The 12,213-nt window shown below is 65.0% G+C and carries 11 protein-coding genes and 1 pseudogene; 4 read left to right on the forward strand and 8 right to left on the reverse strand.

The window, feature by feature from the left end; all coding sequences use genetic code 11:
• Positions 1–10 precede the first annotated feature (10 nt).
• The 4 genes from JF886_RS02720 to JF886_RS02735 all read right to left on the reverse strand — a co-directional run bounded on the left by JF886_RS02720 (position 11) and on the right by JF886_RS02735 (position 4,909).
• Positions 11–1,678, reverse strand: coding sequence for an ABC transporter substrate-binding protein (locus JF886_RS02720; RefSeq protein ID WP_337309351.1), 1,668 nt, complete (start codon positions 1,676–1,678; stop codon positions 11–13).
• A gap of 102 nt (positions 1,679–1,780) precedes the next feature.
• A complete protein-coding gene (locus JF886_RS02725) occupies positions 1,781–1,942 on the reverse strand; it encodes a hypothetical protein (protein ID WP_337309353.1) in 162 nt (53 codons plus the stop codon).
• A 133-nt stretch (positions 1,943–2,075) separates the two neighbouring features.
• Entirely contained in the window at positions 2,076–3,605 is a 1,530-nt protein-coding gene (locus tag JF886_RS02730) for an FAD-binding oxidoreductase (protein WP_337309356.1), read from the reverse strand.
• Between the two features lie 2 nt (positions 3,606–3,607).
• A complete protein-coding gene (locus JF886_RS02735) occupies positions 3,608–4,909 on the reverse strand; it encodes a (Fe-S)-binding protein (protein WP_337309357.1) in 1,302 nt (433 codons plus the stop codon).
• A gap of 356 nt (positions 4,910–5,265) precedes the next feature.
• On the opposite strand from JF886_RS02735, the gene JF886_RS02740 reads away from it, so the two are divergent.
• Together JF886_RS02740 and JF886_RS02745 are read left to right on the forward strand one after the other, a co-directional pair.
• Entirely contained in the window at positions 5,266–6,789 is a 1,524-nt protein-coding gene (locus JF886_RS02740) for a GntR family transcriptional regulator (RefSeq protein WP_350340564.1), read from the forward strand.
• 1,540 nt (positions 6,790–8,329) lie between these two features.
• Positions 8,330–8,764 (forward strand): hypothetical protein, encoded by a 435-nt coding sequence (locus tag JF886_RS02745; RefSeq protein ID WP_337309359.1) that lies wholly within the window; start codon positions 8,330–8,332, stop codon positions 8,762–8,764.
• A 123-nt stretch (positions 8,765–8,887) separates the two neighbouring features.
• On the opposite strand, the gene JF886_RS02750 is transcribed toward JF886_RS02745, so the two are convergent.
• Complete coding sequence (locus JF886_RS02750; RefSeq protein ID WP_337309361.1) at positions 8,888–9,394, reverse strand: hypothetical protein; 507 nt, start codon at positions 9,392–9,394, stop codon at positions 8,888–8,890.
• Between the two features lie 202 nt (positions 9,395–9,596).
• On the opposite strand from JF886_RS02750, the gene JF886_RS02755 reads away from it, so the two are divergent.
• Positions 9,597–9,833 (forward strand): hypothetical protein, encoded by a 237-nt coding sequence (locus tag JF886_RS02755; RefSeq protein ID WP_337309363.1) that lies wholly within the window; start codon positions 9,597–9,599, stop codon positions 9,831–9,833.
• A gap of 123 nt (positions 9,834–9,956) precedes the next feature.
• Here the strand turns inward: JF886_RS02755 and JF886_RS02760 are convergent, their stop codons facing one another.
• Positions 9,957–10,583, reverse strand: coding sequence for an alpha/beta fold hydrolase (locus JF886_RS02760; protein ID WP_337309364.1), 627 nt, complete (start codon positions 10,581–10,583; stop codon positions 9,957–9,959).
• A 130-nt stretch (positions 10,584–10,713) separates the two neighbouring features.
• Here JF886_RS02760 and JF886_RS02765 point away from each other — a divergent pair, with 130 nt between their 5' ends.
• The gene (locus JF886_RS02765; RefSeq protein ID WP_337309366.1) at positions 10,714–11,658 is read left to right on the forward strand and encodes a cobalamin-binding protein; all 945 of its coding nucleotides are present in this window, start codon (positions 10,714–10,716) and stop codon (positions 11,656–11,658) included.
• A 72-nt stretch (positions 11,659–11,730) separates the two neighbouring features.
• Here JF886_RS02765 and JF886_RS02770 read toward each other — a convergent pair.
• A pseudogene (locus JF886_RS02770) lies at positions 11,731–11,937 on the reverse strand (hypothetical protein); the annotation flags it as partial.
• On the reverse strand, positions 11,894–12,079 hold the full coding sequence (locus JF886_RS02775) for a hypothetical protein (protein WP_337309368.1): 186 nt from the start codon (positions 12,077–12,079) through the stop codon (positions 11,894–11,896). The pseudogene JF886_RS02770 and the gene JF886_RS02775, both read right to left, overlap by 44 nt.
• Positions 12,080–12,213: the final 134 nt, after the last annotated feature.

Here is a 12,213-nt window from a genome sequence, read left to right on the forward strand (position 1 = left end):
ACTTGCTCCACTAGGTACCGCTGAGGTCCGCGGCCCAGCCGCTGTCCCAGTACCACAGGGGTCGCAGTGCGTATCCACCAAGGCGCTTGGAGATCGGCATGGTGGTCGAGGGTGAGAACAGCACGATCCACGACTGATCCTGGACGATCTGCTGTTGCGCTGCGTTGAACAGGCTCGCCCGCTTGGTGGGGTTGCTCTCAACCGCCGACTGCTGAAGGGCGGTTGTGACCGTGGGATTGTCGTACGCCGTGTAGTCGGTGAGCTTGCTGGCAATGAAGCACTGAAACAGAGTGCCTCCGGGATCAGGGTAGTCCGACGACCATTCCAGGATGAAGCCGTCGTAGTCATGCGCCGGATCGGCGATCTTAGCCAGCAACTGGTCGTAGGGGATGCTTTGCAGCTTGATGTCGAGCCCAATCGACTTGGCCGCCGCCTGGATGATGACCCCTTCCTCCTGCTCGTGAGGGGTGCCCACAAGAATCGTCGCCGAGGCGCCGGTTGCGCCCGCTTCACTGACCAGCGCCTTGGCCTTTTCCAGGTTGAGGCTGAAGGCAGGCAAGCCGTCGTAAGCGGTCTGGAAGGCCTTCGGCTCAAAGCTCCACATCGATGGTGTGGAGGGTGACTTGGACAGTGATCCCGCGCCACCCCAGGTCGCGTCAAGCACGCCCTTCTTGTCGATGGCGTACGACAAAGCCTGGCGCACGCGGACGTCGGTGAAAGGCTTGCGAGTGACATTGACGCCCATGAAGTGGACGAAGTAGGAAGGGGCCGTGGCGATCTGTATGTTCGAAGCATGGCTCAGCGCTTTGAGGTTCTTGCCCGACACGTTGAACGCACCGTCAATGTCACCGCTGACCATGCCCTCGATCACCGTTGTCTCGCTGGCGATGACCTTGAAGGTGATCTGGCCCACCTTGGGCATCCGCTGCGCGTTCCAGTACTGATCGTTCTTGGTGATGACGACTTGCTGTCCCTGCTGCCAGGACACGAACTTGTATGGCCCGGTGCCCATGATGCCGACGTCGGGCTTGCCCACACTCTTGCCCTTGCTGTCCAAGAAGGCTTTGGAGGACACCGCGCCAACCGTAGTTGCCGGCACGTACTGCCAGAGCGCATCCGGCGCCGCCAGCTTGACCGTCAACTCATACTTCCCGGTGGCGGTCACGCTCTTCACGTTCGACACGAACGAGGCCAGGTAACTGCCCACGGCGGGGTCGATGATGCGCTTCATGGAGGCCTCGGCATCCGCGGCCGTCATCTCCGTACCGTCGTGGAACTTCACCCCCTGCCGAAGCGTATAGACGTAGGTGAGGTCATCCGCCTTTCGCCATGAAGAAGCCAGGTTCGGCTGCAGCTCGCCGGTCGGCGACATGCGCAGCAGCGACTCGACAATGTTGGTGACCACCGGATTGGTATTGAAGTCGTACGCAAAGGCGTAGTCCATTGACACGGGGTCTGCGAACAACGCCCAGGTGATCTTGTCCACCGGCTTGCCCGCCCCCGTGGGGTAGGAGGCGGACGCGACGGGTCCTGAGCCCACCCCCGACGAGGACGTCTGACCCGCCCCGCACGCGACGAGCAATTGCGATACGGCCAGGATGGAGATGCAGGTGACCGCGCCAAGGACTCCCTGACGGCGCGTGGCTCCCGGATGTGATAGCCGCATGTCAGCCTCCATGATTGAGAGAGATCCGACGTGGATAGGGGTGACCACAGAGGGATGCAGGGGCGCGCCAAGGGGCCGCCTGGTAGAGATCGCCTCGGCTCAGCGGCGGTGGAATCACTCGCCGTCCTCGGACTCGAGCTCAGCGAGCAGCGATTCGCCGGATACCACGGTCCTGCACCAGTGCTGGTGCATCCAGGCGAGATGATCGTGCCGGCTCGTCACGATCCTCGAGGTGTCCCAGTTGGGGAATGCCTGCTGCCTGACGAAGCGTTGCATCAGCCCAGGGTCGACCTCGAAGACACCTGGATGTTGTGGAGCCGCATCACCTGCGCTGCTCGAGAATGTGGCGACGCCGAATTGTTCGGGGCTGCCAAACGGCGATGCAGCTGGCGGCTGTGGGGGAGTCCGTTCACTCACGTGCGGCACCCGCGGCGGAGGGCGCTGATTCATAGGCTCGGTCCAAGAGGTACTTGCCGGGATTCATTATGTTGTGTGGATCGAGCGTGCGTTTCAGGTCGAGCATCACCTCGAAGCCTTTGCCGAGCTCTTGCGGCAGGAGATCCACCTCGCCCTCCCGACAGGAGCCGTGGCAGGCACTCATCGACCCACCGTTGGCAAGACTCACCGACGCCAGGTCGCGCTTGGCTCCGACCCAAGTCCTCCAGGATGCCTCATCCAAACGCTGTTCCCAGATGCCCACATCGAGCTCGGTGAGGTAGTCGACCCCGGTGCTGCCGGACGTGTAACAGAACATCCCCCAGTCGTCGAACACGTCGCTCTGCCGGCGCAGGTCGGCAATGATTCCGTGCCATTCCCGGGAGACCGCTGGAATGCGTGTGAAGTTGATGGCGGCATCCTCGCAATGCCAGCTCATCGGAATGACCTGGCCTTCCCTGGTGCGACCGTGCAGCGGCACGGCGTAGCGATCGTGACGCGCCGCCCAGTCGCCCTCGGACACCTGGTCGCCCAGATAGCGGCCACCATGGCTGCGCGCGAGTCGAAAGAGCCTCTTGCCGCCCGCTCGAACTTCGTCCTCATATCCGTACAGCGCCGCACATACCAACGCCCGTACGTTGGCGGGTTGCGGGATGTACGCTTCATCGTCGCGACGCAGAAAGGCGACCTTCAGCTCATCGAAGAGGACGGCGCCGGCGAATGTGGCCACGCCGGCACGGGCGAGAGCACCGGTGCAGGCGTAGGCATCCTCGTAGTTATCGAATGCCCAGAATGGAGAGAGCTCAGCCTCAGGTTTGGGGAAGAGCTTGAGGGTCGCCGAGGTGGCGATCCCCAGCGTTCCCTGGTGTCCCATGAAGAGGTGTTTGAGCTGGAACCCGCTCGAGGATTTGCTGACCTTCCGGCCGATCCCGTCGCCGACGTGGATGATGTCTCCCGAGGGGAGGACGTGGTCGAAGCTCAGCACCAGATCGCGAGTGTGACCAAAGCGAGAGCCGATCAGTGACCAGCCGCTCGTGCCAATCCGTCCGCCGACCAGGGAGCACGGGTAGGACGCCGGGTCGTCTGGGTAGATGAGCCCGTGTTCGGCGAGCACCTCGTTCAACTTCATCATGTTGATTCCGGTGCCCACGGTGACCGTCCGGTTCTCCAGGTCCAACTCGTGGATTTGGTTCATCGCCTTGAGGTCGACGACGATGCCGCCCCGCAACGCCACCGCGCCGTCAGTCAAGCCGGTGCCTCCGTCACGAGGGACCACGGGCACGCGGAGATCCTGGGCGATCTTGATGATCCCAGCGACCTGCTCGGTGGAGGTCGGGAGAACCGCCAGGTCGGGGAGGAAGTCGGCCCAGCGGTGGACCGGGAACGGCGCCGGAACGCGGGTGCGGTTGTAACGGTCCGTCTTGGATAGGAGGATCTGGTCGGGGTTGAGCACGCTTCGCAACGCCTGCGCGATCGTGTCGATCTGTTGCGTGGAAAGAGCCACGGTCACACGTCCTTCGTGGCGGCTTCGCGTCCCAGATGGTGCCGGGAGCCACGCCTGCCGTTGGGGCGAGTCTCGTCATCGTGGTCTCCCCGGCGGCCGCCCACCCTTATCCCGAGCGACTCGGCGAGCAGCTCGAGGACATCGACGACGTCAACGCCGCGCGCGGCCCCCGCGGCGGTGAGCGGCCGCTCGGCCCAAGGACAGGCGGTCACCAGAGTGTCAATCTCGAGCTCTACCGCTCTCTCCAGCCGCATCTCGCTGATCGCCGCGGCGAGCTCCGGCTTTTCGACGGGCAGTCCGCCTCCCCCTCCCGAGCAGTAAGACCATTGCGTGACATGGTCGACATCAGCGAATGCGAGGCCGGGGATCGCACGCAGGATCTCCCGAGGCTCCTTCCAAATCCCCTTGCGCTTGTTGAGCCGACATGGGTCGTGGTAGGTGACCGCCCGGTCCAATGGCACCGACGGCGTGAGCTTGCCGTGTCGAATCAGCTCGGCGAGCACCTCGATGACGAGCACTATTTCGATGTCGAACTCGGCGCCGAAGTACTTCGGATAATCCTCCGTGAAGGTGATGTAGTCGTGAGGGTCCAGGACGAGCACGCGCTTGGTTCCGGAGCGCCGCCAGTTGTCCAGGTTGTGACACGCAAATCGTTCAGCCTGCTCGACATACCCCATCTCGGCTGCGGGACCGCCGCAACACCACTGCTCTTCCATCAGGCCGAATTCGTACCGCGCCATCTGGAGCAGCTGCGCCGCGGCTCTGGGAACTGACGTCCGGAAGAACGCCGCCTCGCAGTCTACGAAGAGGACCGTCTCCCCGCCGATCGGAAGGTCAAGGTCGTTGGCCCACTCGCGCACGCTCTCCGGGCACACGGCGGTTTCGCCGAGCACCGGCTCGTGAGTGAACTCATCGGTACGCTCAGTCCATGATCGCCAACGCGGCTGGTGGATTCCGCTGCTGACCGCGAGGGCACGAGCGGCCTTGACGACGTCGACCGTACGGGTGCGAAAGCGGTAGAAGTCCCCGGCGAACAGCGTGTTCGGACAGCGCAGTTCGCAGGCGCCGCATTGCGTGCAGTTGACGTAATCGGCGGCGATGTCGCCGATGCTCAGCTCTCCCCGCTCCATCGCGACGACGTTGGCATGGAAGGCCGTTGGCGTCCAGGAATCGTTATGCGCCACCTGGGTGACCGGGCACACTTCACGGCAGAACTTGTGACCCGAGGAGAAGCAGTTGTACGAAGCGTTGCGCCACTCCTCAACGAATTCGCGTGATTTCGGGTCGGCAAGTGCGATTGGCACCGGCGGCGCCACGCCGGCTGGGGACGCATCCGCGTTGGCCGCGCGCGTCTCCGTCCCCGGAGCAGGCGGATTGCTCGAGACGTCTGCTGGCGATGCCAGATCAGCCGGGAACTCTGACACCCTCTCCCTCTAGGCGTGGCGAGGACTGGGACGGCGACATACGGAGAGCATCGCCATGGACAGTAGACCCGCGGCCATGTGAGGCACCTTTGATGTGTTTGACGGGACGCTCCATTCCTCGCCGTTCTCGCATCGCTGGGGGATCCCACGCTTGGCGGGTGGGAGCCGTAATCCTATGACACCAGAGTTAAGCGGTCAACCTGCTACATGACCTCTCGTGCGGCACAATCGCCACCATGCCCAGCCGGCTACATACTTCTGCCCGTTGCGACGCGTTTGCGCCACTCGGCGGAGGGAGCCGTGCGCAAGCGGTCGAGCGTCGGCTCCAAGCGGCCATCGAACTGGGGCTGGTGGCGGCGGGCGAGCCACTACCGGCGGAGCCGCTTCTTGCGGCGCAATTCAATGTGTCGACCGCCACCATTAGGGAGGCTCTCGCGGGACTACGGCGCCTCGGCCTTGTGGAGACCCACCGCGGCCGCACCGGAGGAACTTTCGTTCGTACTCTTGCTGAGAGTCCGCAGAAGCATCTGCAGGGCCGTCTCCGCGACATGGCGGTCGACGAGCTGCGTGATCTTCGAGACCACCACGGCGCCGTGGCGGGACGCTCCGCAGCGCTCGCGGCCTCTCGGGCATCCGCAGAGGATGTGACGCGCATGACCGACCACGTCGAAAGCCTTCGCCACGCCACGACTGCCATGGAGGGTCAACTCGCCGACATCCGTCTACACGTGGAAATCGCCGCCAGCAGCCACTCCATTCGTCTGACGCGTGAGGAGATGGCGCTGCAGAGGCTGCTGGCTCCCCTGATCTGGAGCTCCGGCGGGCGATCTGCTCCTCCGCGCCTGGCCCTCCACGACCACGGGGCGATACTGGCGGCGATCGGCGCTCGCGATGCGGACGCAGCTCTCAGTCTCGCGTCAAGGCATGCCGAAGGTCAGATCGAACGTCTCATCGAGCGCCACATGGAGCTCGCGGTGCGAGCGCGGCGGCCGCGGCGAGCGCAGAAGGTCACCGAGCGCACTGGTCGGGACACGACACTGGCGGCGCAAGCCTTGCTTGATTCGCTTTCGGCGGCTACCGCACAGATCTTTGATTTCCTCAGTACCATTCGCGACGCCCTGCTGTCCCAGGGCGCGCGCCGCCATCGAGAACACTCGTACCGCCGTTCGGAGCTCGCCAGGCTCCGACCCCTGCTCCTGGCAGGATTGGAGAGGCACCGCGACCTGGTCTGCGGAGCTGGGGTGGTCTGCGCGCCGGGAATGCTCGCCGACTCTAGAAGATGGCTCGAGTGGTGGTACACAGCGGCAGACTCACGCCGCTTTCTCGAGGTGAGCTTCGATCCAGACAACCCAGACTACTACGACTACGAAGCAGCAGAGTGGTATACGCGCCCGAGGGATTCTGGGCTACCTTCGATCGCCGGGCCCTTTGTCGACCACAGCGGGACGGATCAGCACATTCTCACTCTGACCATGCCTATCAGTGAGGGCGATCGATTCCTCGGCGTGGTCGGCGCCGACATGGGAATCGACCAGTTCGAACGGGTTTCACTCCCGCACTTGAGCCTGATTGATGGCGACGTGGTAGTAGTCAACCGGATGCGTCGCGTGGTGGTCTCAAACGTCTCACGAGTGTTGCCCGCGACATTGCTCGAACCCACTGCCATGGGCGATCACGGCGAATTCAGGGGCAGTGAGCGGACGGTCTGTCAGAACGATTGGTTTGCCGTTGTGGATGTCAGCGGGCGCTCTTCGGTCTGAGGTCCCGCGAAGGCTCGACGCGGCACCGGTGGTCACGGCACGAAGGCATTGGCCGACCAACGGCGCCGCGCCGTCATCGTCACCAGTTCACCCCCGCGATTGCCAGCGCGTACGCGCGACCCCGATGCCGGTGCGGACCAGGTGCCCGCGCATCCATTACGTGCGCGTGCGCTCGAGCTCGGACGCCGGAAGTCCCAGGCTGGCCGCGACCAGGCGCTGCTGGATGGGGAGGAGCGAACCGACTGGCCGACTAGGATGACCACGAGGCATGCGGCGGCAGCAGCCACGCGCGTGGGCCCAGGCTCGCCGGACGCCGACTGTCCGTGCACCCCCTCTGGTCAGAGCTTTGGCGCTGCATGGCGCGGAACCCAGCCACTTTGGGGAGTCTTCGTTCCCGGGGAGACCTGATTGACCCGAGGGTGTTTCCCGGTCGGGTCAGTGGCCTGTGTCCGCACAGCCGCGACGAGGCGCGAACTGGCTAAGTCCAGCGTAGGATGCGTGTACCGTTGAAGGCAACCGATACCGGACCACCGCGGCGTGAGCTCGGGAGCCGCGGCGACCGTACGGCCGCCACACCGCTCTTGGCGAGCTGCTCGCTGCGGTATTTGGTCCGCCGGACGGCAATTCCGAATACGTACAGAAATGGTCATGGTGGACCGGAACTAGCTTGACGCGTTTCGTCTGGCGGCTGAGTGGCCACTAGCGACTTCGCAGCCGGAGCGCAGGGTGGGCCTGACCCGATTTGACGGACACTTGCTTGGCGTGCACTGCCCGACTCGGGAAGGCGTGGTCCGGTAAGACCACTTTGCCGAGAGTAGTGATTTACGGATTCCTGAGTCACTACTCTCCGGGCCGTCGGCGCTGCAGCGGCGGCTTCTTGATGGCGACGCTGCGGTCCCCGTCGACGGGCCCGAGCGCCCCGACAGTAAACACCTACCTGCCCAGGTACGTGTCGCAATCCGTATTCGCGAGTCACTACTCTCCCGAAAACCCACGGCGATCAACGGGGGGCACGCCGGAGCCACACTCGGATCAACGGCGACCACACGAAACGCGACAGCGGGAGAAGGGGTTCGAACCCTCGACCCTTACCTTGGCAAGGTAGGTGTTCAATTCTGTATTCAGGAGGGGGTGAAAATGGCGTCAAGACGACTACTTACCCCCAATTTCCACGGCGTTCCACGCTGACCACACGGAGTTCCCACGCTGGCCCTGCGGTGTTCCCACGGGAAGCAAGTCAGCACAATTTGGCCGCAGTGCCTGTCGGAAGTGCGATTTGCGGCGCCGGCCTTCGTCAAAGTGGCCGAGGCTGAGGTCGCCAAGGCCGTCAAGAGACAGCACCCTCGCTTGCACGAGCAACGTCTGCCCAACAGTGTCCGGCCTGCCCGCAGCCCGAGAGGTGCCTGGAGATGCGTGCCACACTTGCACCATGCGTCGACGTCGCCTCCTGGTAATGGTCGGCGTGGCATGGATGGTCGCTGCCTGCGCACCGACCCCCTCACCAGGCCCTTCACGCGCGCCAGCCACTCCGATGTCGACCATGGTCGTAACGCCCCCGCCCGCAAGCACGGTCGCGGCGCCGGGGTGCGGCGCGACCCCGGTGTACCGCGGCGGTGTGCCCGCCTGGCTGATCACCGCGGGCGGAGCGTCGGGCCTCACTGACCTTCCCTACGTGATCGCGCGGCCGCCTTTCGCTGGTGGTTATCTGTTCGGGTTTCCGCTTCGGGCTGGGCATCCGGACAATCCCACCAACAAGATCCTCTGGGCCATGGCTCTGCCACGTAACGGCTCGACGCTCGTGATCAACGCACACCCGCTCGGCGCGTCAAGTCCGGCTCTGACGGAGACACTTCCCGACAACTCACGCCCGGGTGAGATCTATCCGGACATCTTTGACGTTCCATCTGCAGGATGTTGGCAGGTCGCCTTGGACTGGACGGGACATCACGTGGTGCTCGAGCTCGACTATGCGTAGCCTCGCGTACTCAACTCGCGCCGCTCCGTCAGGGTAGATTCATGAATCCTCGCGTGTGCCAGAGCAGCTACACACCGCCGTGCGAGAGATCGGCAACATCCGCTGCCCGCGGCGTGGCCCGACTTAGTGTTGATCTTCCCGCCCGAACCGTGGGTCGGGGACCCACTTACCCCGAGCGCCGTCCCAGATGTACTGCATCCACTTTCGCTCTGCGACGCTTGCCCGGAACATGACCTTTTCCACCATCGCATCTAGCGCACGGTCGACGTCGAGAAGGTCTGACGCCTTGAACTCATACATGTCGTCCGTTAGACCATCGCCGTCGTCCGCTACCTTGACCGTGACCTTGCTCGCGGTACTTCCAAGCAGCTTCTTGAGGGCACCGGACACGCCTCTCTTCGTTAGGGTCCACGCGTCTGCGGACACGGCGCCTACGTACCCAGCAACTGCCAGCGGCCAGAGATTTAGGAAGATCTGAAGCGCCTGCTGTTCCACCCCGCCGCCAGCTCCACCTCCCCGCCTGCGCCAGATTGCAGCTGCTGGAACCCCCCGCAGGACCCCGGGAAGATCGCCTTCCCTGTCCACGACCACTAGGCCGGCGTCTCGCCAGGCGGCCTCGACGTCAGCCATCTGGGCCCGCCAGTTAGTTTCGCTGGCCCCTTGAACGCTCTGGATATCAATCACGGGGACGCACGTTACCGCAGAGCAACGCCGGACTCGTTCCAACCGATCGGTCCCAATCGACAGGCGTCAAGTGATTGGCGAACACTGGCCCGGGCGAGCAGCGACGCTCCTGATAGTGTTTCGTTGAACGGGACTCTGGGCCGAACCAATGACCATCACCAACATCGTTGAACGCGCCGAGACCGGCGAGCTGACTCGGGCGGAGATGCTCCGGCAGATCGTGATCTCCTATGGCACGGACAATTTCGACCCTGAGGGTACCGGTGGCGAACTCATTCTGCTGAACACGTGTGGCCGCGTCACCAACGCGGAATTGGTTGCGGCTCTGCGCGAGGTCAGGGGCAGCAGCCTGAGAATGGAGAGGCCTCGCCGATTGCGCCGTTGACGACGGACACATCGTCCCAGTGATTCGCGAACCCTGGCCTGGGTGAGTGTTCGCATGTGACGCCAGAGCGTCCGGTCTCGGTGAACGGGAAGCGCCGAGTAGGTCGCCGGGCGGGTCGTCCGCTCAGTCGAGCGAGCTGAGAATGTTTGCGAGCTCGTCTGGCTGCGTGAGGAACGGCGAATGGCCCGAGTCGAGTTCAATCACACGCGCGCCGTGGGTGCGGGCCGTGCGAATCTGCCAGTCAGGGTCGACCGCGGCATCCTGCAGGGTCGCAATGACGACGTCACGGGGCCCGAACGGTGCGGGGATCGGGTCAAGCCGCGCTTGGCGGCGGAGCTGCGCGAAGGCCCAGTCGGACTGTGGGCGCGAGCAGTCGGGGTACATTCGCGCCGCAGCCGTGTCCGCATCCGGCCAGTAGGAGCGGTCGCGGATGTCTCGCACCGCTCCGCCGAAGCCCTCGACGAAGCAGTCTTTTATCTCGCCGCGCTCCAGCGGCGGAAGCGCGGCAAGATAGACGCGAGCGCCGGCCTCGATGTGCGGAATCGTGAATCCGCCGAGCGAATGGCCGACGACGATCGCGTCCGGCTGTGGCCCGACCTCGCGGGCATAGTCGAGCGGCGTTAGCCCGACCTCCTCGCAGGGCAGGTCGGGGCTCGCGACGTGATGACCGCGATTCTCGAGCTCCTCGGCAAGCCAGCGGAAGCACCAGCCTCCGTGCCAGCCGCCGTGCACGAGGACGAACCGTGCCATCGGGCGAGTATGAGGTAGTGGTCGCTCCGCCACCAGGGCCACCGCGCCGGTTCTCGACCACTGGCGCGCCGAGCGATTCCGGCGTGCTAGACCGGCGGCCGCTCCAGGGAATCGGGCATCCTCTGCGGCGATGCTCCTCACATCCCAACCACCCCAGGGCGCGCCCGCGCGAATCGTTTCGTTGCTTCCCAGCGCCACCGAGATCCTCTTTGCGGTCGGCGCCGGCGATGAGGTGGTGGCCGTCACTCATGAGTGCGACTACCCGTCGGCGGCCGGCTCTCGTCCCGTCATCACCAGCAGCGCCATCAACCACGACGGCAGCAGCTGTGCTGCCATCGACCGGCACATCAAGGGGGCGCTCCATGCCGGTTCCGGCATCTACCGCCTCGAGGAAACACTCCTGGCGTCCTTAGCACCGACGCTCGTGGTCACCCAGGAGTTGTGTGACGTCTGCGCCGTCGCGTACCGACAGGTTGCGGAGGCGGTCCGGGAGCTGCCCGGGACAGTGCCCATCCTCTCGCTGGAGCCGCGCGGTTTGAATGACATCCTGACCACCGTGGAATTGGTGGGTCGGGCCAGCCACCGTGAAGTCACAGCCGCGGAGGTGGTTCGGCAGCTGCGAAGGCGAATCGACGCGGTAACCGCCATGCCGCTGCCGGGACGTTCGCCGCGCACGGTGTGCATCGAGTGGACCGATCCGCTGATGGTCGGCGGGCACTGGGTGCCCGAGATGGTTCAGCGCGCCGGGGCAGTCGACGCGTTGGGCGTGGCGGCCGAGCCCTCGCGATGGATCCAATGGGATGACGTTCTCGCGTGTCAGCCCGAACTCATGGTGCTCATGCCGTGCGGGTTCGGACTCGATGCAACTCTGCGATGCGCCGCCGACGTCGTCAGCCGCCCCGGCTTCGCCGCGCTGCCCTGTGCTCGTGCCGGCCGGGTCGTGGCCGTCGATGGGTCGGCGTATTTCAACCGTCCGGGACCGCGCATCGTTGAGGGGCTCGAGCTACTCGCCGCGATCGTCCGCGCGCGCCCGGGGGGCGGCCTGCCTCCCGGCGCTGCATGGGTATCGCTCTGACATAGCCGGCTCGCCGGAAGGCCGAGCCGGCCGGGCATTTCCTTCCCCGATTGGCGGGGCGATCGGGCCGCGTCAATCTCCGACCGTCGCGGTTCTCCGGTCGGTTCCGCTGGACGCCGCGGGCAGGATATCCGCGAATACGAAGCCGTCGCGCTCGACGATGTCGCCGACGGTGACGCCAACCGGATGCGAGAAGGCCGGACCATCCCATGCGAAGGTGTGGAATTCGCCACGCTCACCGCAGGGATCGCAACCGGGCGGCAGCGCCGCGACGACCGCGCATCACGCGGCACTGGTCGTCGAGCACAGCAGCGGCGCATCCGAGAGGTGCGGCGCCGAGCCCCAGCCTGGTGCCGGAACCGAGCACGCTGTCGGCCGTCAGTAGCAGCGGCAGCACCGCGAGCGCGCGCAGCCTCCTCACAACGCGGCCACCTTCCCACCCCAGACGAGACCGGACCAGAGGAGTCGGCGCCGAGCCGGGGTCGTGGCGATGAGGCCGGCCTGGGACATGCGATGACAGCCACGAATAGGCCGCCCGACAACGAGCAACACGTT

It is taken from the genome of Candidatus Aeolococcus gillhamiae (assembly GCF_016464765.1).
Lineage (GTDB): Bacteria > Chloroflexota > Dormibacteria > Aeolococcales > Aeolococcaceae > Aeolococcus > Aeolococcus gillhamiae.